This window comes from Pandoraea sp., from assembly GCF_004297875.1.
Classification (GTDB): Bacteria; Pseudomonadota; Gammaproteobacteria; order Burkholderiales; family Burkholderiaceae; genus Pandoraea.
Genome location: NZ_SCSK01000047.1, coordinates 96068 through 116219 on the forward strand (window position 1 = coordinate 96068; position 20152 = coordinate 116219).

General features: G+C 62.3%; 30 protein-coding genes and 1 pseudogene. 7 read left to right on the forward strand and 24 right to left on the reverse strand.

The genetic code is table 11. From position 1 onward, the window contains the following. Nucleotide 1 precedes the first annotated feature (1 nt). From EPN80_RS14300 to EPN80_RS14315, 4 genes are read right to left on the reverse strand one after another with little or no spacing between them, the layout of a single operon-like run. Nucleotides 2-544: a phage tail protein I gene (locus tag EPN80_RS14300; RefSeq protein WP_293028469.1), complete on the reverse strand. Its 543-nt coding sequence runs from the start codon at nt 542-544 to the stop codon at nt 2-4. Continuing rightward, nucleotides 537-1442, reverse strand: a complete 906-nt coding sequence (locus tag EPN80_RS14305) for a baseplate J/gp47 family protein (RefSeq protein WP_293028471.1) — start codon at nt 1440-1442, stop codon at nt 537-539. The genes EPN80_RS14300 and EPN80_RS14305 overlap by 8 nt, the downstream gene beginning before the upstream one ends. Beyond that, nucleotides 1439-1798 carry a GPW/gp25 family protein gene (locus EPN80_RS14310; protein WP_293028473.1) on the reverse strand — a complete coding sequence of 120 codons (360 nt, stop codon included), beginning with the start codon at nt 1796-1798 and terminating at the stop codon, nt 1439-1441. The genes EPN80_RS14305 and EPN80_RS14310 overlap by 4 nt, the downstream gene beginning before the upstream one ends. Next, nucleotides 1795-2433, reverse strand: a complete 639-nt coding sequence (locus EPN80_RS14315) for a phage baseplate assembly protein V (protein ID WP_293028475.1) — start codon at nt 2431-2433, stop codon at nt 1795-1797. The genes EPN80_RS14310 and EPN80_RS14315 overlap by 4 nt, the downstream gene beginning before the upstream one ends. Before the next feature lie 289 nt (nt 2434-2722). Here EPN80_RS14315 and EPN80_RS14320 point away from each other — a divergent pair, with 289 nt between their 5' ends. Further along, nucleotides 2723-3646, forward strand: coding sequence for a PIN domain-containing protein (locus EPN80_RS14320; protein WP_293028477.1), 924 nt, complete (start codon nt 2723-2725; stop codon nt 3644-3646). 63 nt (nt 3647-3709) lie between these two features. On the opposite strand, the gene EPN80_RS14325 is transcribed toward EPN80_RS14320, so the two are convergent. Continuing rightward, the gene (locus tag EPN80_RS14325) at nt 3710-4378 is read right to left on the reverse strand and encodes a hypothetical protein (protein WP_293028479.1); all 669 of its coding nucleotides are present in this window, start codon (nt 4376-4378) and stop codon (nt 3710-3712) included. A 122-nt stretch (nt 4379-4500) separates the two neighbouring features. Between EPN80_RS14325 and EPN80_RS14330 the strand changes: the two genes are divergently transcribed. Further along, nucleotides 4501-4977 carry a hypothetical protein gene (locus EPN80_RS14330; RefSeq protein ID WP_293028482.1) on the forward strand — a complete coding sequence of 159 codons (477 nt, stop codon included), beginning with the start codon at nt 4501-4503 and terminating at the stop codon, nt 4975-4977. Nucleotides 4978-4989: 12 nt separating this feature from the next. Here the strand turns inward: EPN80_RS14330 and EPN80_RS14335 are convergent, their stop codons facing one another. The 15 genes and pseudogenes from EPN80_RS14335 to EPN80_RS14405 form a co-directional block, all read right to left on the reverse strand. Continuing rightward, nucleotides 4990-5238 carry a hypothetical protein gene (locus EPN80_RS14335; protein WP_293028488.1) on the reverse strand — a complete coding sequence of 83 codons (249 nt, stop codon included), beginning with the start codon at nt 5236-5238 and terminating at the stop codon, nt 4990-4992. Nucleotides 5239-5253: 15 nt separating this feature from the next. After that, the gene (locus EPN80_RS14340; RefSeq protein WP_293028558.1) at nt 5254-5538 is read right to left on the reverse strand and encodes a BrnA antitoxin family protein; all 285 of its coding nucleotides are present in this window, start codon (nt 5536-5538) and stop codon (nt 5254-5256) included. Between the two features lie 156 nt (nt 5539-5694). Continuing rightward, the gene (locus EPN80_RS14345; protein WP_293028491.1) at nt 5695-5979 is read right to left on the reverse strand and encodes a HigA family addiction module antitoxin; all 285 of its coding nucleotides are present in this window, start codon (nt 5977-5979) and stop codon (nt 5695-5697) included. A 13-nt stretch (nt 5980-5992) separates the two neighbouring features. Further along, complete coding sequence (locus tag EPN80_RS14350) at nt 5993-6289, reverse strand: type II toxin-antitoxin system RelE/ParE family toxin (protein WP_293028494.1); 297 nt, start codon at nt 6287-6289, stop codon at nt 5993-5995. A gap of 31 nt (nt 6290-6320) precedes the next feature. Then, nucleotides 6321-6791 (reverse strand): phage virion morphogenesis protein, encoded by a 471-nt coding sequence (locus tag EPN80_RS14355; RefSeq protein ID WP_293028496.1) that lies wholly within the window; start codon nt 6789-6791, stop codon nt 6321-6323. After that, complete coding sequence (locus EPN80_RS14360) at nt 6788-7207, reverse strand: phage tail protein (RefSeq protein WP_293028499.1); 420 nt, start codon at nt 7205-7207, stop codon at nt 6788-6790. The genes EPN80_RS14355 and EPN80_RS14360 overlap by 4 nt, the downstream gene beginning before the upstream one ends. Continuing rightward, nucleotides 7204-7632 carry a hypothetical protein gene (locus tag EPN80_RS14365; RefSeq protein WP_293028560.1) on the reverse strand — a complete coding sequence of 143 codons (429 nt, stop codon included), beginning with the start codon at nt 7630-7632 and terminating at the stop codon, nt 7204-7206. The genes EPN80_RS14360 and EPN80_RS14365 overlap by 4 nt, the downstream gene beginning before the upstream one ends. Before the next feature lie 59 nt (nt 7633-7691). Then, a pseudogene (locus EPN80_RS14370) lies at nt 7692-8273 on the reverse strand (N-acetylmuramidase family protein); the annotation flags it as partial. Between the two features lie 23 nt (nt 8274-8296). After that, nucleotides 8297-8605 (reverse strand): phage holin family protein, encoded by a 309-nt coding sequence (locus EPN80_RS14375; protein WP_293028501.1) that lies wholly within the window; start codon nt 8603-8605, stop codon nt 8297-8299. Beyond that, nucleotides 8602-8973: a putative holin gene (locus EPN80_RS14380; protein ID WP_293028504.1), complete on the reverse strand. Its 372-nt coding sequence runs from the start codon at nt 8971-8973 to the stop codon at nt 8602-8604. Before EPN80_RS14380 ends, EPN80_RS14375 begins: the two co-directional genes overlap by 4 nt. A gap of 1 nt (nt 8974) precedes the next feature. Then, complete coding sequence (locus EPN80_RS14385; RefSeq protein WP_293028505.1) at nt 8975-9178, reverse strand: tail protein X; 204 nt, start codon at nt 9176-9178, stop codon at nt 8975-8977. Continuing rightward, nucleotides 9178-9639: a head completion/stabilization protein gene (locus tag EPN80_RS14390; RefSeq protein WP_293028507.1), complete on the reverse strand. Its 462-nt coding sequence runs from the start codon at nt 9637-9639 to the stop codon at nt 9178-9180. Before EPN80_RS14390 ends, EPN80_RS14385 begins: the two co-directional genes overlap by 1 nt. A gap of 47 nt (nt 9640-9686) precedes the next feature. Continuing rightward, nucleotides 9687-10412: a terminase endonuclease subunit gene (locus EPN80_RS14395; RefSeq protein WP_293028510.1), complete on the reverse strand. Its 726-nt coding sequence runs from the start codon at nt 10410-10412 to the stop codon at nt 9687-9689. 2 nt (nt 10413-10414) lie between these two features. Then, nucleotides 10415-11434: a phage major capsid protein, P2 family gene (locus EPN80_RS14400; protein WP_293028513.1), complete on the reverse strand. Its 1020-nt coding sequence runs from the start codon at nt 11432-11434 to the stop codon at nt 10415-10417. 46 nt (nt 11435-11480) lie between these two features. After that, nucleotides 11481-12350 (reverse strand): GPO family capsid scaffolding protein, encoded by an 870-nt coding sequence (locus EPN80_RS14405; protein WP_293028515.1) that lies wholly within the window; start codon nt 12348-12350, stop codon nt 11481-11483. Between the two features lie 143 nt (nt 12351-12493). Between EPN80_RS14405 and EPN80_RS14410 the strand changes: the two genes are divergently transcribed. From EPN80_RS14410 to EPN80_RS14420, 3 genes are all read left to right on the forward strand, one after another. Then, nucleotides 12494-14275, forward strand: coding sequence for a terminase ATPase subunit family protein (locus EPN80_RS14410; RefSeq protein WP_293028563.1), 1782 nt, complete (start codon nt 12494-12496; stop codon nt 14273-14275). Beyond that, nucleotides 14272-15297, forward strand: coding sequence for a phage portal protein (locus EPN80_RS14415; protein WP_293028517.1), 1026 nt, complete (start codon nt 14272-14274; stop codon nt 15295-15297). The genes EPN80_RS14410 and EPN80_RS14415 overlap by 4 nt, the downstream gene beginning before the upstream one ends. A 70-nt stretch (nt 15298-15367) precedes the next feature. Next, the gene (locus EPN80_RS14420) at nt 15368-16039 is read left to right on the forward strand and encodes a uracil-DNA glycosylase family protein (RefSeq protein ID WP_293028521.1); all 672 of its coding nucleotides are present in this window, start codon (nt 15368-15370) and stop codon (nt 16037-16039) included. A gap of 55 nt (nt 16040-16094) precedes the next feature. Here the strand turns inward: EPN80_RS14420 and EPN80_RS14425 are convergent, their stop codons facing one another. Continuing rightward, nucleotides 16095-16445 carry a hypothetical protein gene (locus tag EPN80_RS14425; protein WP_293028524.1) on the reverse strand — a complete coding sequence of 117 codons (351 nt, stop codon included), beginning with the start codon at nt 16443-16445 and terminating at the stop codon, nt 16095-16097. A gap of 70 nt (nt 16446-16515) precedes the next feature. Between EPN80_RS14425 and EPN80_RS14430 the strand changes: the two genes are divergently transcribed. Beyond that, complete coding sequence (locus tag EPN80_RS14430; protein ID WP_293028526.1) at nt 16516-16749, forward strand: DUF3717 domain-containing protein; 234 nt, start codon at nt 16516-16518, stop codon at nt 16747-16749. Nucleotides 16750-16974: 225 nt separating this feature from the next. On the opposite strand, the gene EPN80_RS14435 is transcribed toward EPN80_RS14430, so the two are convergent. After that, complete coding sequence (locus EPN80_RS14435) at nt 16975-17862, reverse strand: LysR family transcriptional regulator (RefSeq protein WP_293028529.1); 888 nt, start codon at nt 17860-17862, stop codon at nt 16975-16977. 128 nt (nt 17863-17990) lie between these two features. Here EPN80_RS14435 and EPN80_RS14440 point away from each other — a divergent pair, with 128 nt between their 5' ends. Further along, the gene (locus tag EPN80_RS14440) at nt 17991-18725 is read left to right on the forward strand and encodes an SDR family oxidoreductase (RefSeq protein WP_293028531.1); all 735 of its coding nucleotides are present in this window, start codon (nt 17991-17993) and stop codon (nt 18723-18725) included. Nucleotides 18726-18889: 164 nt separating this feature from the next. On the opposite strand, the gene EPN80_RS14445 is transcribed toward EPN80_RS14440, so the two are convergent. Next, nucleotides 18890-19027, reverse strand: coding sequence for a hypothetical protein (locus EPN80_RS14445; RefSeq protein ID WP_293028566.1), 138 nt, complete (start codon nt 19025-19027; stop codon nt 18890-18892). 89 nt (nt 19028-19116) lie between these two features. Next, a partial coding sequence (locus EPN80_RS14450; protein ID WP_293028534.1) for an ATP-binding protein occupies nt 19117-20152 on the reverse strand: 1036 nt, incomplete at its 5' end.

Sequence of the window (20152 nt, forward strand, 5' to 3'; positions counted from 1 at the left end):
ATCAGGCATCCGATAGAGAAAGTCGGCAATACAACGCGGGTCGAATTGCCGCAGCGACGGCGAGCGCGCCGAGTTGCTCGAAGCCTTGGGTGAACGTGAAATGCGCGCGTACCGGCTTGGTGCGTTGCACTTCGTCGATCACATCGGCCACCAGGGCGGCGGTGGCCCGCTCGCCATCGCGGCTGGAGATTGTCATCACCAGCTCGAAGGTGTGTGGTGGCCCCGGCGGGTCGCATTGCCACCACTCGCGCACCACGATATTGGCGCCGAAGGCGGCGACCGCGTCGCGCACGGCCGCCGCCGTGCCTTTGCGCCGCGCTACCGGAATGGCGGCTCGCACACGCGCGCGCTTGACCTGTTCCGGCCAGTAGTCTTTCCAGGCATCGATGCCCAGATGCCAGGCCAGCCAGGGCAACAATGACGCCGGGCAGGTATCCGGGTTCATCAACGCGCGCAGCGGCACGCGCAATGCGCCCAGCTCGGCCGTCACGGCGCTCACATGCCGCTCGAGCGGCGTCGTATTGGGGGGCAACAGCTCAGCCATAAACACCCCCATGCTCGATGTCGACGGCGACACAATAGGGCGCCTGCGCTTTCGTGGTGCTCACATTGGCGCCCGGCGCGAGCAATTCGACGCGCTCGACGCCCTCGACGTGCAGTGCGGCATACAAGCCCGAGATCGTGACTTCGCGTGCCAGTCGATGACAGCTCTCGACGTAGGCATCGAGCCGGCGGCGAGCTACCGCCAGCACCACGCTCGAATCGGGCCCGCTGAACGTGTAGAGCCTGGCATGCACCCGATACGTCACGATTTGCGCCGACTGCACGGTAACGTGATCGGTGAGGGGGCGCACGTCGTCGGCCCGCAGCACCGACGCGACCGCGTCGAGCAGATCCTGTGGCGCGCTGCCGTCACCGATGCGCGACAGGATCGTAATCACGACCTCGCCTGGGGCCGGACTGCCGGCGGAAGCATCGAGCACACGGCCGTCCGCGCCGAGCGCATGCGAGCGGTATGCGCCCTCCGGGCCGGCCACCGAAAAGCCTTGCGGCGCGAGCTGAATGCGCTTGCGCAGATCCGTGTCCTCTTCCCGGATGGCGGGCAGGTTATGCGCCGGGTCGGCGGGACGGATGGTCAGCCGCTTGATTTCGAAGAGTGCGGCGAGCTGCTCGAGGTCGGCGCCTGCCGCGTAAGCCAGCATCACGGCATGCGCCGCCTCGTTGATGCGCTGGCGCAGCAGCAGCTCACGGTAGGCGTTTTCCTCGAGATGCTTCACCAGGGGCTCCGATTCGAGCGAGAGCAGGGCAGCCATGCCGGGCTGCTGCTCGGCCGGGTAGCGGGCGACAAGCGCCGCCTTGCGCGCCGCGAGTATCGTCTCGTAATCGAGTGTTTCGATTACCTCGGGCGGCGGCAGTTGGGATAGATCGATGACGCTGGTCATTTGAACGTGCCTCGCAGCGGTACCGACAAGGTCACGGCGTGCGCGCCGCGCGGCCCATCGATGCGGGCGCCGGTAAGGTCGATAATGAGCGATGGCCCTTGCGTGTCGAAAGCCACCGAGCCCAGGCGAAGGCGCGGTTCCCACTGCATCAGCGCGATCACCGAGGCGGCATAGGCCCGCAAGCGCGTGGCGCCGTTAAGCGGCTGGTCGATCAACTCGGGCAGCAGTGAGCCATAGTCGCGTCGCATCACGCGCGTGCCAAGCGGCGTGCCAAGAATGTCGCTCACTGATTGCCGAATATGCGCCAGGTCGTCCAGCCAACGGCCGGTGGCCGCATCCATCCCGACGCCCTTCATCGCGTGCCCACCGTCTCGTTGCTGCCTCGCTGCACGCCACCGTGGCGATGGTTGTCGAGCGCGACACCATTCGAGGTCAGCCTGCCATCGCTGTGCGCGATATCGCCGGTAATCACCGTGCGCCCGCCGGCGCCCGGCCGGCCGCTCATGCCGCCGTTATAGGTGAGAAGTTTGTCGACCACCAGCGCGCCCTTCACATGCACGTCGCCCGTGAATTGCGCCTTGGGGAAGTCTACCGTTGCCCGGCCGCTGCCCTGAACGATCGCGGTCTTCACGCCCGTCGCGCGCAGCGCTCCGGTGGCGTGGTTGTAATCGATGCGCGCACCATCCGGATAGCGCGTTACATGCTCGGCGGGAGCGTTGCTCGGCGTGGGGTGCGTGTCAGACGGCAAGCCGCGCAGCACGATGCCCGCCGCCAACTCGCCGCTGGGCGACAGCACGACGACCTGCTCGCCCTCGGTCGGCGGGTTCCACGTCGACGTCTTGCCCGCACAGGGCTCGACCCAGGGAAGCCACTCCGTCATGCGCTTGCCGATCGCCACCCGACAGCACGGCGGGTTGTGCCGCACCTGCGCCACGGTGCCCGTGGCGATCAGGTTGGCAAGACGGCGGTTGAGTTCGGCAATGGCATCCATGGGGGTAGGATGCCGTGCGCGCGTGGACGGATCACGTTAATGGGGTTGTTTGGTAGTCGGCTACAACACATCAAGGGAGTGCCAGTGTTTGAGACCTATCGTCCCCAACCGCTATCGAATCCTTCTGGATGGAAATTGCGAAAAGGTCGCCCTGGCTGGCCAGGATCTGATGAGAAATTTTTGTTTGCACCCCAACCTGAGATAAACACTATATGATCGTTGCCCAACGAGGTCGCTCGGGAATAGGGGGTAATTTTCCAGCGCAAGGGTCTTTGCAGGAGATAGGTGAATGAGCGGTAACTCAAGTGGAAATAAAAAAACGAAATCTTTAGAAGATATCTTTGCGGTTCCCTCTGACAAGCTCAGAGATTTGAGGAAAGTCATTCAAAACCTGAAAGACTTTCGAGAGTTCTTCGGTGCCAATGTTCAGTTTCCCTTGGTCGTCGACAGCAACATCGTTCTGGGGGACATTCTCTGGCTTGTCGCCGAGCGACGGGATGTCGCTGCCAGAACCAATCTAATGGAGATCATCGACGCTGAAACCATTGAGCTCTACGCGCCTCCACGGTTGGTATGCGAAGTCGAAGAGAAAATACCATTGCTTGCCGAACAAAGAGGGCTGGACATCAATGAAATGAATGAGCATTGGCAAACATATAAGTCGAAGATAAAAATTGTCCAACCTGATGACGAAAGTGTGCGGTTGCTAAGAAGTGGAGTTGACCCAGACGACGCGGATTTTGTCGCGCTCGAGAAAGAGATTCCCGCTGCTGGCACGATTACGAAGGATAAGCACATCCGCGCGATGGGAGGGAACCAGATTTCGATCAACTGCATAGTTCACCTGCGCAATTATTCTCGCGCAACCGTAATTGAACTGAATATCAAAGTTAACGGGTTTTGGTTGGCGGTGCTTAGTATGTCTGCAATGCGGGGTCTGTATCTTGCTGTTAAAGCACTGGCCGGTAGGATCAAAGGCGCACCAGACTGGTTCAAGGTGGCATTGCTAGGGGGGGGCGTGCTTATGGTTTGTCATCCCGGCGCTCGTGCCAAGGTGGCAAATAGTCTGCAGACGCTTTTGGGTGGCATTTCTGATGCAACGCCGGTCGTCATATCGTTGATCGCCAATGCCGCGACTTTGATGGATAAGAATAAAACTGAGGCGCAAATGCACCTGGCGCGAGCGATGAAAGAGCTTGGTGGGAACGAGTAACCGTAATGGGCGTTGGGCGCCTGCCGAGATCGCCAGAGCGCGCGAGCGCAATGATTTCGCTCGCTAGAGAGTCTCACCGGATTGAATCCTCTTAAAGGTATCTATGAGCAAATTGTCAGCTTGCCGAAGCGTTAGCGTCACCTTGAAATTATGTTTGATATGTACAACAAGCCAATGTAACCGCGCACAGAATTCAGCGTAAGACTTATCGTTGTCCGGAGACCAATTGAGCCATATGTTTTTCGGCGGTTGGACAGTCAGCTTGGAGAGCGCGTATTTTGCCTGGGTGTCATAGATAGGGAACAACCTGGGGTTATGGAAGTGCAAATATTTGGAGACAAAAGATCTGGGTTGTCTAGCCATCATGCCGTCTAATGTAGCCAATACTGAGCCGTGTATTTGAACTGCGCGACCTGGGTCTTTAACAAAGTGGGTGCGCTGCCGCAAGGTGTCTGCCAGATTGCTATCCAGCGTGCTGCTTTTTAGTAGTTCGGCGGCCTTCCCGGACGCGGACTTGCGCTCTAAATCGAGATTTTTAATTGCCTGTCTTTCGATCGCCGCCGCATAAGCACGACCGATAATCCAAATCTTTGAGATGACCGCCCCTTCGTCTCTATGTGCTGGATGTTTTTCGCACATTTTATAGAGGGTATCGTTACCTATGTCCGTAACGCGTGGGTCTAGCGCCTTATCAATATCAGACTGACTGAGCGAGATGGCCGGGCTTTTCATTTTTTATTCTGCAGGAGATGTGGAGTCTTACTATGGCGCCGCCATTATAGGATGCCCACCCGCGGTAAAGCAGCATAGACATTTATCCTGAAAAGCCGTCATCGACTATATGGGAGTTGCCAGTGAGCGTTATTCAACCGAGCGGGAAAACATCATATTTGCTCGATACAAACGTCTTCAACAAACTGCTCGATCGGGTTCTGAAGTCGGAAGAGTTGCCGACCGACGGCGAGTTTGTCGTCACTCATCTTCAAATAGACGAAATCAATAAGACCAGCGATGCCGAACGTCGGGTAGGGCTTGTGCTGGTCCAGACTGCATTGAGGGTTCAACTGGTTCCGACCGAGACGATGGTGTTTGATGTTTCGCGTTTTGATCACGCCAAACTTAGTGACGGCAAGGTCTATACAGAACTGAAGAATTCGCTCGACGCGCTCAACAAAAGTAAAAGCAACAACGTTCACGATGCGCTAATTGGTGAAGTTGGCATCGTGAACGGATATACGCTGATAACAGCGGACCGCGATCTGGCCAAGGTCGTTGTTGATATGGGTGGGAAGGTGCTGCTCATTCAGCCTCAGGCAAAGCCGAAACGCTAGTTACGTCGTTGGCTAACCTTCGGTAAGCCGATGGTGTAATCCGTCGTAACTGCCAATGAATTCCCCCAGCGCCGCAACAAGGCCGGCAAGGGGGTGTTCCTCATTCGCCGCGCCGGCGTCCAGCAGGGCGTCCATTACCCGAATTGCGGCGTCGTACTCTTCAGGCGTCGTGATTGGGCACAACGGCACTTTGACGGTGAGGGCTTCGAAATGCACTGCCAATGCATCGAGTTCATCAGTGGAAAAACTCAGCGGCTTCATCGATTTGGCGTAAGCTCAAACGATCGCATGCGACTTCAACCACTCCCGCGGCGCGTTGTTCATGCGCATTTGCCAGCCGTCGCCCGTTGAGCGGAAAGACTCGACGATGTCCGCATCGTAGCGGATGGAGACCAGGACCTTGGGCGACTCGCTGCGCGGTCGTCCGCGCTGGCCGAGTGGCTTCAGTTTCTTGAAGTCTTCGGCGGGCACTTCATAGGTGTCCGGGTCGGCGGCGATGCCGCGGTTGATGGCGGCATCTTCCTCGTCGGTGGGCATGATGACTTTAGGATTGTCCGACATAATTTCAAGTGTCACGTTGTTTCGCCGATTTGGCCACATGTCGCGCCCCCCTTTGTCGCGGCAACGTCGACGATTCAGGTGCGCCATCTGCCATACGTCTCACCGCGCCATGCAGGATGAAATCAAATGGCTTCGACATGGCACGACGAACCCGATTCAAGGGTGAGCCGCCACGAGCGCCTCGACTCGCGGGCGCGGCTTTTGCGATGCTTGCCAAAGGTCGTAATCGGTTTGCAGGCCGAGCCACATTTCGGCGCTGGTTCCCAGCGCTGCCTCAAGGCGCAGCGCCATGTCCGCCGAGATGCCGGCGCTGCCATTCAGGATGCGCGACAGCGCGGCACGGGTCACGCCGAGATGGCGCGCGGCCTCCGTGACGGTTATTTCACCCAGATATTCGCGCAATACCTCACCGGGATGCGGTGGGTTGAACATGCGTGCCATTTTCAAACTCCTGTCAATGATAGTCCTGGTAATCGACCAAGACGGCGTCCTCGCCTTCAAACGTGAAGGTGAGGCGCCAGTTACCGCTTACCCAAATCGACCAATGCCCTTGGGTGGCTTGCCCCTTCGGGTTCTTGCCCGACAGGCTATGAAGATGCCAGCCTGGAGCGGCCATGTCTTCGGGCTTTTTGGCTCGGTTCAGCGCGGCCAGTTGCAAGCGCAGACGCGCTGCGTGCTTGGCTTGAATGCCGGCCTTCGAGCCTGTTTCGAAGAATTGCGCGATGCCTTTGTGTCGGAAGCTCTTGATCATGAACGTATTGTATAGCGTATATATACGGTATTCAACCGGATGAGTCTGATTGCTGCGCGAGATGATTCAGAACCAGCGCTTCGATGGACCGGCAATCCTCGTCACTGAGCCCCAACAACCCCCGCGCCGGATACTTCACCACCGGCCCGCGCCGTTGCACGCGGTCGCGCAGCCCGTAGTGATGCACGCGCGCGACGTGTTGCACTTGGCCGGTGAAATAGAGCATCGCATGATCGGGGGTCGCGCTCGTCTTCAAGTGGCGAGCCAGCCGCAGTTTCGGAAACATCTTGCGTCGAATGCGCCCAGCCTTGCCGCGGAATTGCGGTTTGCGCGGCTCGTAGGGCGTGCCGTCGGGGTTGGTTTGCGCGGCGATGCGCTGTTGCTGGCGGCGCCGCAGGTCGGTGGCGATCTGACGGGCGAGGTGTCGCCGGGCGGCAGGGCTCAGCTGGGCGAGCAGGGCATCGGCCCAGGCGTCGAGGGGCTGGTGAGGATTGTTTGTCACGTCGCGCCGATCGCATCGAGGCCGGGTTCGTCGACGTGCTCGACCACGAGGCGGCCGTCGACGGTTCGCACGCGCACGGCTTCGGTCAGTTGCAGGTCGATCGATAGGTCGACGGTGTCGTGATTGAGGATATCGACTTCGAAGGTGAAACCCTCGCGCCGGCGTTCTCGACTGAGCAGCATGTCGGGCTGGTGGGTACGCAGCCAGATCAGGATGGGGAGCGTGACGGTGGCCGCATCGTCGGGGTAATCGGTGATGACGATGTTGAGGGTGTAGGCGTATTCGAACGAGAGCGCTGGCCCGCCGGTGGCGATGACGCGGCCTTTGTCGACGAACATGTGCAGTGTGTCGGGATGCCCGGCCAGGCGCGGCACGGCGGCGGTGAGCGCCTGGCGAAGTTGGCCGGGTTTTTTCATGGCGGTGGCGTGGGTTGACGTTCGCGCAGCAGGGCTTGCAGGGCGCTTAGCTGCTCGGCGTTTTCGTGGCAGGCGGTGTAGTTGTCGGCGACGGTGCCGGCGACGGCAGAGAGCGCAAGGCCCGAGGCGGCCGCATCAGCGCCTCGGGGATCGCCCACTGGCACATTGGCGGCGGCGGCGTCGTGCAGGCGCACAAAGCCAGCGGGAACAGGGCAAGCGGTATCCGCTTTGCGGCTGACATAAACGGGGATCTCCTTGACGATGGTGTGGCCGCGCTCGCGCACGGTGTGCACGCGGTCGACGTAGCGGGTGACGACGCGGGTGTCGGCTCGCGCGGCCGCGAGGTCGGAGCGCAGATGACGGACTTGCGCCTGCGCTTGACGGGCCTCCAGCCGGGCATTGGTTACGCGTTGCTGCTGGTGGATAAGGGCCAGCACGGCCGCGCCGAAAAGCCCCAGACCGGTGAGGATTTGCGTGAGCCGATTCACGCGCGCCCCCGGTTGGCGTGACGCTCATAAGCATGCGCGAGCTTCTCGTCGTATCGATTGGCGCGGTAGGCCGGCCCGTTGTAGGCCCGCGCGAAGGTGGCCCATTGGCGCGCCCCGAGCGCGCGGTGCAGCGCGGGGTCGGTCTCGATGAAGCGCGCGAAGGCGTCGAGCTGCTCGCCCTCGCTCGCTCCCATGGCCTTGGCGAGCGCCGCGACGCTGGGGTAGCCCAGGCGCCGCCAATGAAAGCCCATGATCTGGAACAGCCCCCAGCTGGCCGAGGCGAGTGCGCAATCCGGATCGATGTCGCTGGCGCGGGCCAGGCGCGCGTGTTCGGCAGCGCCGCCCCGGTAGCCGCCGCGCCGGCGGTTGACCACGTTCGGGTGGCGCGCGGCCAGCGCGTCGGCATCGTGCCCGGCGGTTTTCAGGGTGCGGTACATGACGTGCCGCTCGAAGAGGATGACCGGGCGGCCATCGGGCAGGAACCCTCGCCCCCGGCTTTCGACTTCGATGACGGCGCGCACGGTGGCGGGCCGCACGCCCAGGCGTTCGGCGGCGGCTTGCAGATCGGCCTCGGTCAGGCGGGCAGGGTGGAGGGGCTCGGTCATGGTTGTGTCGTGCCGGCGGCGTCGGCGCGGTTCGCGGGCCTGCGCGGGCGCAACAGGTCCATCACATTGCCGCGCGCGGCAAACACCGCCGCGCACAGCACCGCGTTGATCGGCAATTCGGTGATGTCGATGCAGGTGTAGCCGCCGAATGCCACGCGAATCGGTACAGACGCGCTCAATAGCACGAGTCCGTAGGCCAGCCGCGCGGCCCATGGGCGATACGTGAGCCCGGCCCGGCGAAAGGTGAGCAGGCGCAGCGCGATCGCGCCGCACAGGATGGCGTTGATGATGATCAGGATCTTCATTGGCCGCCCCGCTTGATGCGATCGAGCCATTTGTCCGGATGCTCGGCGCGGCGAATCAGCCATTGCAGCAGGCGCACGATGATGGCTGATGCAATCAGCGCACCCACCGCGGGGCTCACCTCGACGCGCTCGGGCACGATGGCGCGCAGGCCGGTGGCGAACAGCCGGGCGGCCAGGCATCCGGCGACGAACGAAATCACGAAGAACACGGCGCGTTTGACGAGCGCGAGGTCGTCGGAGGCCATCACGAATACCACGGCGCCGGCGAAGGCCCCCATGACGACGGCGGCATCGACGCCGGGGAAAAGCGACAGCAGGGCCACGCCGACGGTGGCGGTGGTGACGTAGGTGGTGGTCGGCTCGGTCATATCAGTCCCAAAGTTGCACCAGCCGCGCGATGGGCTGGGGTGGTAGGTCGGGCAGCTCGACAAGATGCCCGTGCGGCAGCACCGGCCCCAGGTCGGCCAGCCCCGGATTGGCCGCCAACGCCGCTTCGGTGACGCCGGCCGTGCGGCCGTACACGCGCCAGCACAGCGCGTCGAGCGTTTCGCCTTGTTGCGCTCGCACTTGCATCAGATCAGCGCCACCGTGCCGCGCGCCCTGCCGAGAATGTCGCGCACGGCCCAGCGGGCGTCGCGCCGCAGTTCGTCGGCGGGCGGCAGTTCGGAGGTGGCTTCCGCTCGCGCGCCGGTGGCGTCGAAGTTGCGATAGCGTTCGATCAGGCTGGCGTGCGCCAGGCAATACACCGCGCGCCGGTAGCGCAGCACGAGGGCGCTGGTGCCGTCGACCGCGCGGGCGGGTACCTCCGCGAGCGTGGCGTGGCCGGCGGCCTGCTGGGCTGCGCGCCAGGCCGCCAGCTCGCTGTTGACGGCGAGCATGGCCTCGATGGTTTCGTGCGCGAGGCGCTCGTGCGTGACGGTGCCGTCAAGACGTTGGACGGCGCGCAGCGCGGCTAGGTCGATGGCGGGGAAGAAGCCGTCGTTGGCCAGGAGCGTGCGTGAAGGCGAACCCGGGCTGGAGGCGATGAAAGACATGGTCTGCGGCAAAAGTGGGCGGTGGAGGGGGCGCGTCGGCTGCGGAATCAACTGGCCTCGGCCCCCTGCCGCCCGGCGCGAGGTTCGCGGGGTGTCCGCCTGGCCGGTGGGGCCTCGGCAGCGTTCTTGAGCTCGCGTTCGAGCTTTTCGATATCTTTTTTGACGCCGACGTCCTTGTGCAATTCGAGGGCGCGGCGCAGGTTCGACAGGGCCTGGGCCGGATCGGTCTCGGCGAGCCCGTAGCCGATGGCCTTATGCAGCTTGGCGCGCACTTCGTCGGGCATGTCGTGCGCGCGAGTGAGCTGCTCGACGGCGAGCAGGCTGCCGGTGTCGAGCGGCGCGCCGGCGGTGCGCGCCTTGAGCGCCATGTCGGCGCATTCCTCGGCGATCAGGCAGGCGGTGCCGCGCTTGTATTGGTCGGGCAGGACCAGGCCGTACGCGAGCGCGTGGGCGGCGATGGGCAGCGCGCCGGCGAAGTCACCCACGTCGATACGCCAGACCAGCACGGTCATCAGCACGTCGTCTTGCGTGCCGGCAGCGCGCTCGCCGGCGGCCTGCAATACGCCGTCGACCCACGGCGCGTATTCGGGCAGCAGTTCGCGCTTGACGTCGGCCTTGCGCTCGATCGATTGCACCTGCTTCAGGCGGCGCTTGTCTTCGGCCAGCTTGGCGAGCATCAGCTCGTATTGCGTGGCGTGTGCCGGGGTGGCGTCGAGTGCGGTGGCCTTGGCCGCGCAGGCGCGCATGAAGTGACGCTGGGCGGGGCTGACCATGCTCAGGCCGCTCCGTGCAGCACGATGTTTTCCGCGACGGCGCCGGCGCCGAAGTCTTCGACCACGTAGGCGTCGTTGCTCGATTCGTAGTTCTCGATGCGGTCGCGCCGCGCGTTGTCGAGGATCGAGCGGCGGCGGCTGCCGCGTTGCCAATAGATCGACAGGTTCGACAGTTTGGTCACCATCAGCGCGTTGGCCGGGAAGTAGGGCACGCGCACCGCCGGCAGATTGCCGATGCGCTTTTGCCCGATGATCAGATCGGCGGCCAGGCGCTCGGTGTTCGGCTGCGCCTGGTTGATGATCGGGAAGTACTTGTCGGCCAGCAATTGCCGCCCGCAGATCACCACCAGTTCAGTGTCTTCCTGGTACCAGGGGTCGATCATGTGGTTGGTCAGGTCGAACACCAGGGCATCGATGTTCTCGTAATCGGCGCCGGCGCCGCCCACCAGCAGCTTGCCGGCCTGCTGCTTGCCTTCGTGCATGACGCGCTCGGGCGCCTGCTCGCGGTAGTGCTGCAGCCAACCCTTGTTGACGTCCTCGAGCAGCGCGTGCTTGACCGGGTCGGAGGTGGCAGCCCGCTTGAGGCCGTGAAATCCGATCACGATGCGGTCCAGCGCCTGGCGCCGGATGATGCTGTCGCGAATGCGCGTCTGGAAATCCGCATGGCCGGCCCATGCATCGAGCTGCGCGTAGCGGATATGCGTGTCGGCATTGGTTTGCTCGCAGCGATAGCGTTGCGCGTCGAGCGTCGAGAGGTCGCGCGTCTCGCGCTCTTTCGCGGTGGTATCGGTGGTGCCGGCAATCGGGCCGGATACGCCGATGCCGACCTTTTCGCCCTCTTGCTCGGTCACGCCGATGAGGTTGATTTTCGAGAGGAAGCTGCTGGATTCCTGGATCTTGGTTTCGAGCCGTTGCTGCACGCTCGGGTCGACGCTGAATTTGACGGTGGCGTCGGGCACGCCGTTGAGTTTGGCGACTTGCGTTACATAGTCGGTAAAGCGCTGACGGGTGTCGTTACGCATGTAGGGGCTCCGGGGAAGTTCTGTGGATTCGGTGACGCAAGGCGCCTCAGCAGTCGGTGACGACAGCGTGCTGGCTGCCCGTGGCGGGTGCGCGAGGCGTGCCGGCGTCGCCGGCCGAGAGTTGCTCGACCAGGCGATCGAAGTCGCCGCGCAGCGCGGCTTGCGCGTCGGCGACGGGTTTGAGGGCTTGCGCGACGTGGCCGTCCAGGCGCGCGAAATGCGCGAGCATCTTCTGCTGGTTGTCGGCCAGCAGCGTCACGGCCTGATTGACGTGGGCCAGATCCGGCGCCGCCGCGGGCTGGGGGGCTTCCTTGCCGCCCTTGAGTAGTGCGGCGATGCGGCCAAGCAGGGTGGGGCCGTCGGCGTCGCTCATCGAGAAGTTGAACGTGGTGCCCGTTGATGCGGCCGGCGCTTCGAGCTCGAACTCGAGCTCGAACGGCACCGCCTCGGAAAACACGTTGCCAGGATCCTGTTTGCGGCCGGCCAGCGGATTGGTTTGCGCCTGCGCGCTGAAGCGCAGCATTTCGGTGCCGAGGCTGGCGGGATTGTCGGTGACCGCCAGGCCGACCAGATAGGCCTCGCCGGTGTTGGCGAAATCGGGGTTGATCTCGATCGACGAATAAACTTTCTGGCGCTTGCGGGTGGTCATCTCCACCAGCTCGTCGGTGGGGTCGAGCTGGGCCAGCAGGCATAACGTGCCGTCGCCGGTTTGTTCCGCCTTGAGCGCCACCACGTCGCCATAGGCCTTGAAAGGGCCATCGGGCATGATGCCGCGCAAGTGCTCCATGTTGATGCGCGCGCCGAATTTCCTGGGGTCGTAGTTGCGCGCCATCTGCTCGATCCAGGCCCGCGAGATGGTGCGGCCATCGGTGGTGGCGCCTTCGGTGGCCACGCGAAAGAATTTCGATTTGGGCATATCGGGTGTCCTTGGAGGTGTCGGATCAATACGGCCATCTTCGGCGCAGGCCTGGGCAAGAGGCAATGCGCGGCGGTTGTCATGGCTTGGCGCACAACGCCATGACATCGACCTCGCGCGCGCGCATGGGCACTCTCTGGGGCATGACCGCCCCGACTCTCCCGGAAATCTCCCTCGATATCGATCCTCGCCGACATGCCCGCGACCTGTACTGGCAGGGCTATCGGGTGGCGCGCATCGCCGAGCGGCTCGGCGTGAAACCCGCAACGCTGCACAGCTGGAAACGGCGCGACGGCTGGGACGATGCCGCGCCGATCGAGCGGGTGGAGACCGCGCTCGAGGCGCGCCTGATTCGACTGGTCAACAAGGAAGAGAAGGAGGGGCGCGACTACAAGGAAATCGATCTGCTGGGGCGGCAGATCGAGCGGGCCGCGCGGGTGCGCCGGTATCAGCAGACGGGGAGCGAGGCTGACCTGAACCCCAGGGTGGCCAATCGCAACGCCGGGCCGCGCAAGGCACCGCAACGCAATGCGGTGAGCGATGAGGCGCTGGCCCGGCTGCACGAGGCGTTTCTCGACTCGCTGTTCGATTACCAGCGACATTGGTATCGCACCGGCCTGCAGCACCGCATTCGCGACATCCTCAAGAGCAGGCAGATCGGCGCGACCTGGTACTTCGCCCGCGAGGCGCTCGACGACGCGCTGCAAACCGGGCGCAACCAGATTTTCCTGTCGGCCAGCAAGGCGCAGGCGCATGTGTTCAAGCAGTACATCGTGCAGTTCGCCAAGGATGCCGCCGAGGTCGAGCTGCGCGGCGATCCGATCGTCTTGCCGAACAGCGCGACGCTTTATTTTTTGGGTACCAATGCGCGTACCGCGCAGAGCTATCACGGCAATCTGTATTTCGACGAGTATTTCTGGACGCAGCGCTTTCAGGAGTTGCGCAAGGTCGCCTCGGGCATGGCGATTCACAAGCACTGGCGGCAGACGTATTTTTCGACGCCGTCGAGCCTGGCGCACGAGGCGTATCCGTTTTGGTCGGGCGCGCTCTTTAACCGGGGTCGCGCCAAGGATCAGCGTGTGACGATCGACTTGTCGCACCGGGCGCTGGCCGAAGGCGCGCTGTGCGCCGATGGGCAATGGCGCCAGATCGTGACGGTCGAGGACGCGCTGCGCGGCGGCTGCACGCTGTTCGATCTCGACCAGTTGCGGCTGGAGTACAGCGCCGACGAGTACGCCAATCTGCTGATGTGCGCCTTCATCGACGACACCGCGTCGGCGTTTCCGCTGTCGCTGTTGCAGCGCTGCATGGTCGACAGCTGGGAGGTATGGGACGACGTCAAGCCGCACGCCGCGCGCCCCTTCGGTTTTCGTCCGGTGTGGGTGGGCTACGACCCGAACGGCGGCGGTGGCGACGGCGACTCCGCCGCGCTGGTGGTGATCGCGCCGCCGCTGGTGATCGGCGGCAAGTTTCGCGTGCTGGAGAAGCACCAGTTTCGCGGTATGGACTATGAAGCGCAGGCCGAGGCCGTGCGCAAGATCACCCAGCGTTACACCGTGACGTTTATCGGCATCGACACGACCGGCATTGGCGATGCCGTTTATCGGCTGGTGCGCCAGTTCTTCCCCGCGGTGCACGCGTTCCAGTATTCACCGGCATTGAAAGTGCGCTTCGTGCTCAAGGCGCACGACGTGATGAGCAAAGGCCGCTTCGAATTCGACGCGGGCTGGACCGACGTGGCGCAATCGTTCATGTCGATCCGCAAGACCCTCACCACCGGCGGCGGCCAGGTGACCTACAAGGCCGGCCGCTCGGAAGAAACCAGCCACGCCGACCTGGCGTGGGCCTGCATGCATGCGCTATCGAACGAGCCGCTCGAGGGTGTGACAGCAACCAATCGCGGCTTTATGGAGATGTATTCGTGATACCAGACCGGCAACCCCAACCCTCACCGGCGCCGGCGAGCCCGCGTGTCGAGGCCTTTACCTTTGGCGACCCGGTGGCGATGCTCGATCGCCGCGAGATCCTGTCATACATCGAATGCATGGCGATGGGCAAGTGGTATGAGCCGCCGCTCACCTGGGACGGCCTGGCGCGCACCTTCCACGCGGCCGTGCATCACAGCTCGGCCATCTACGTGAAGCGCAACATCCTGGTCTCGACCTTCGTGCCGCATCGCTGGCTCTCGCGCGCGGACTTCTCGCAGTGGGTGCTGAATTTCCTGATTTTCGGCAACGGCTATCTGGAGGCGCGCCGGAATCGCCTTGGCGGCATCGTCGCCCTGAAGCCGGCACTGACCAAGTACGTGCGGCGTGGCCTCGACCTGGCCCGCTATTGGTGGGTGGCGATGAGTGGCGAGGAAACGCAATTCGCTCCCGGCTCGATCTTCCACCTGATGGAGCCCGACATCCATCAGGAAATCTACGGCCTGCCCGAGTACCTCGCCGCGCTCAATTCGGCCTGGCTCAACGAGTCGGCTACGCTATTTCGCCGCCGCTACTACAAGAACGGCAGCCACGCCGGCTTCATCCTCTACATGACCGACGCGGCGCACAACGAGCAGGACATCGACCACCTGCGCGACGCCCTCAAGCAAAGCAAAGGCCCGGGCAACTTTCGCAACCTGTTCATGTACGCGCCCAACGGCAAGAAGGACGGCATTCAGTTGATACCCGTCTCGGAAGTCGCCGCGAAAGACGAATTCTTCAACATCAAAAACGTCACCCGCGACGATCTCCTCGCCGCGCACCGCGTGCCACCGCAACTCATGAGCATCCTGCCGAACAACACCGGCGGCTTCGGCGACGTCACCAAAGCCGCGGAAGTCTTCGCAAGAAACGAAGTCGTGCCGTTGCAGGAGCGGTTCCGGGAAGTGAATGATTGGGTGGGGGAGGAGGTGGTGAGGTTTAATCCGTATGGTCTTGGGGCGACTGGAACGGTAGCTTAATCCTTTGGTGTCAATGAGGGCGCCATTGCATGTCAATGCTACGCAGCCCATTTGAGCCGGAGACTGAAAAATGAATGTAACTGCCTTTTACGGCTCAATCTGCGATTGCTCTTGCACTAGCCATGATTGTCCCGGCACGTTCAAATCACCGTCAACTGGGTCGCCTCCGCGAGGCTTCTACACCAAGGCGAAGCCAGGCTTCGTCGATTTGCTGGCTGTTTGTAAAAATCCCGGGCATACGTTGCCCGACGAGAAACAGCTTTATCGCGGACTTAACGGATTTGAAATTGCAAGCGCCCACATGGAGTATGCCGAGGAGACGTTTCGCCGAGAGCACGATATCAACGCGCAAGCGCGTCGATCGACCCGCTTTCATAAGAATCTGGTGCGTTATCTGTCATATTTTCTTGACGTCCCGGAGGAAAATGTCTTTGAGCGCGCTGTTTACACGAACCTCGTTAAGTGCAGCACGCCTGACGAACGAGCAAGGCTAGACCCCCGGGCGATGAGCAAATGCTTTGAGAGCCACTTTGCGCGCGAGCTCGATTTTTTCAAACCACGTGTTTTATTGGCTTGTGGTCGGGAAGTAGAGAGGTTTTTGAACAGTGAGAAAACGCGATGTGTTCATCGGTTGCCCGTCATTTATGTGAAGCACCCCAGCTACTATTATCGACGAGAAAATGAGCAGCCCATTCTCGAGAAAATCAGGGCTGACGTTCAGCAGCATCTGCGATCAACCTAGCTTGGCGGTAGCAGCATTCCGCGGTCATTAAGCTGAAAAGCAATCGGTCGGCGACTTACTGGCGGTGTGGCTTATCCTTGACGCCGCCCTCTGGGAAAATTGCTCCGTTGCTATTGGCCTCCGCCCTGAGCGATTCAAACTGCAGCCGCTGCCGCTCCAGTGACTCGGCCCGTGCGCGTTTGATGCGACGGAAGTCTCGCCGCATTTGCCACAGCACGCCAGTGGCTACGCCTTGCGCACCTACCGGATCTGCCTCGATCTGGCGCAACGCTTCCAGCAACTTGGGGGCCGCCGCGATCAACACGCCTCTGAAAAAGGGCAAATGCCCAACAATGATATGGCCGTCCTGGTCGACGACGGCATTGTCGTACCCCAGATAATCGATTTTGAAGGTCCACTGTTCCACGTTGATTTCTCGCCAAATACTGTATATATGTACAGTATAATTTAGTCTCAACCGCAGAGAAATTCCCCCCATGAAAACCCTATACGACATTGCCGAGATAGAGCAGGCAATCAACTACTGGATCCGGCGCCAGGCCGCCGACGACGCTCTGGCGCTATGCCACTCCGCCCGCGTGCTGGCGGATGTTTATGGCTTGATGATTTATCACCACCAGGCTTCAGTGAATGTCGCCGCGCTCAACGCCGAGCAGGCGACGGCGCTGGCTATGGCGCTGGAGCAGGGGGAGTTGGTGTTTCGGGGGTGATGGGGGGAGGGGCTGGCGGCTGGTTTGGCTGGTGGGGCGGCTTTCGGCCAGGAGCGGTCGTTCGCCGTCGCCGCTACACGGTCATTCGAGTGGCTGCTCCGCTCAAGCAGCGGACCTTCGCGAGCCGAGAGTGTTGGGGGTGTGATCGACCAGACCCGCCATTCGAGCCGTCACAGAAACTCGCTGCCGAGTAGCTACAGGCTGCCCTCCCATAACATGGCCGGTCTACGGTTCGCTGTCGTGCCCCAACGTTTCCTGGAGGAAGGCGATAAAACTCGCCAGCTTCGGTGGCATGTGCGCATCGGGCAGATGCACCACATGGATGGGCCAGGTCTGCGCCGGCCAGTCGGGAAAAAGACGAACGAGCCGACCCGCATCCAGATCTTCCTGCAGCATTACCTGAGGTTGAAAAATCACCCCCAGCCCTGCGAGCGCGGCTTCGCGAAGCGCGAGGCCGCCATTGACATCGAGACGGCCACGCACCGCGATGCGCTCCACGCCATTGCTATCGGGACGTGGGAAATGCCATTCACGTTCGGGTCCAGTCGCGACCATAAAAGCCAGGCAGTTGTGCTGCACCAGATCGGCTGGCACCTGCGGCTGCCCGTGGCGCACCAGATAGGCCGGTGATGCGCAGGCGATACGCGGCGAATGGGTCAACGGCCGCGCAATCAAGCCCGAGTCCGGCAGTACACCGGCACGGATGGCGGCGTCGAAACCTTCTTCCGCCAGATCGACGTAGCGGTCGCTAAGGGACAACTCGACCTGAACCTCGGGATAGCGGTCGAAGTACGCGGCAAGCGCCGGTATGAGCACACGCGTGCCATAGATAACCGGGCAACTCACCCGCAACCGACCACGCGGGCTGCTCTGCATTTCTCGCGCATCCAGCTCGGCAAAATCCACCAACGCCAGAATTTCGAGGCATCGCGCATGATAGCGCTTGCCGAGTTCGGTCAGGCTTTGACGCCGCGTGGTGCGATTCAGCAGCCGGCCTTCGAGACGTCGCTCCAACTCGCGAATATGATTGCCGACCATCGTGGGCGTCATACCGCTGCCTTCGGCCGCGGCGGTAAAGCTGCCGCGTTCGACCACGCGTGCAAATATCTCCATGCTGCTAAATCGATCCATTCGCAAGCTCTATTAATGAGTGTTCGAAACGATGCTGGGTTTATCAATCCAGGCTAAAGAATAATACTAGGGTCATGGCATCACTCACAATCCACAGCGAGGACTCAACCATGACCATTGCAAGCATGAATCTTCAGCATCAACACGTCGTCCTGCTGGGCGGCACCTCGGGAATCGGCCTTGCCACGGCCGAAGCGACTCTGGCAGCCGGTGCCTCGGTGAGCGTTGTTTCATCGCGCAGTGAGCGAGTCGCCGAAGCCGTCGCGAGACTCGGTGACCGGGTCATGGGATACACGGTCGATCTGAGTAACGAGTCCGCCGTGCGCACGCTGTTCGGGCAAGTCGGTGCTTTCGACCATCTGGTCTACAGCGCGGGGGATTCGTTGCGAACCGGACCGCTCGCCGACATGGACCTCGCTACGGTCCGTCAGTCTTTCCAGGTGCGAGTCTTCGGCGCCATTGCCGCCGTCAAACATGCGGCGCCGTATCTCCGTCCCGGCGGCTCCGTGGTGCTGACCAGCGGTATTGCGAGCTTGCGGCCAAAAAAGGGCTGGGCGGCGCTGGCCAGCGTCTGCAGCGCGATGGAAGGTCTCACGCGGGCACTCGCGGTGGAGTTGGCGCCCATTCGCGTCAACCTCGTGAGTCCCGGTTTGGTACGCACTCCGCTGTGGGATGACTTGCCCGAATTCGAGCGCCAAGCGCTCTACGCCGCGAGTGGCGCGGCCCTGCCAGTCGGTCGTGTCGGCGAGGCGGAGGACCTCGCGCAAACGTACGTCTATTTGATGACCAATCGCTATGCTACGGGACAGACCATAGTCGTGGACGGCGGTGGCGTGCTGGTCTGATCAGTAATGGGCTCGAAGAAAACGATGACCGCTACACCCTGAAAGCTGCCGATGACGTCATGCTTCGTCGATTGTCGGCAGCGGGTCGCCAAGCGCCGCCCCGAGATCAAGCAGAATACGGCCAATTGGCGCCGGTCACCGACGGCAGCTTTCGGGTAGCCCAATTAAAGCGACATCGTGACCCAATCGCCGCCGGTATCGCCGAGCGTCGTCGCCGCCACCTTGACGATCCAAAAGCGTAGCGTCACCTCCGGCACCTTGCTGACTACATTACTCTGGCGCGACGCTTCCATCGAATTCATCGCCTCTCTCCGGCAGACTACGACGCCGCGGCTCGGACGACGTCGTGATGCTTGTTGTCGCCAGCAACCCATGTGCCTTGCCAACCGGTTCAGTTTCCCGACACGGAGGTGACGGCCGGGATCAGGACCGTGACGGCTAGACCGGTCTGCCGCGTCCGGTCAGAGAATTCGAGACTGAGTTCCGCGCCGATGCGATCGGCAATTGTTCGAACGATGGACAGCCCTAGGCCCGAGCCGATCTGCTCGCTACCCAATGTGCGGTAAAAGGGATCGAAAACTCGGTCCCGCTCGGCCGGCGCGATGCCGGGCCCAGTGTCCTCGATGCGCAGCGCCGCCTTGCCTTCCAAGACTTTCACGGAAAGATCGACTCGTCCTCCCTCCGGCGTGTAGCGGATGGCGTTGTCCACCAGGTTTTTGACCACGGCGATCATGTCCAGCTCGCTCACCCGCACTTCGGCGTCTTGCGTGCCTTCGACGCCGATATCGATGCGCTTGACCTCGGCGAGCGGCATGAGGTCTTCCAACACCCGGCGGTAGATGCCTTGGACGGATACCGGCGGGCTCGGCGATTCGGCAGCCGACTGCGCCTTGGCCAGGGTCAGCAGTTGATCCAGGAGGCTGCGGCCGCGTTCGACCCCTTGGCGCAACACAGTCAATCGTTGGCGCGCTAGGCTGGACATTTCGGCTTCCCCCAGCCGTTCCGCTTGCAGCGAAAGGGCCGTCAGCGGCGAGCGCAATTCGTGCGCCGCATCTGCCACAAAGCGATGCTGGGACTCCATGGATTGGCCGACGCGAGCGAGCAGACGATTGATCGCCACGGCAAACGGGCGCACCTCGGCCGGGAGGTGCCGGTCGTCGACAGGGTGCAGCTCCCTCTCGGCGCGCTGATCGATTTCCTTGGAAAGAGAGGCAATGGGCCGAAACATCTTGCGCACCAGATCTGCGACGATCAACAGCAGCAGTGGTACGAGGATCAGGAACGGCATGACCGTACGAAGCGCCCCGTTGCGGGCGATTTCATTGCGGAAGCCGGATTCTTGTGCCACGGCGATGCGTTCGCCGGCCGCCGTGGTTTTGACCAGTACACGAAAGGTCTCGCCGCTGACCTTCAGCGTGTGCAATCCG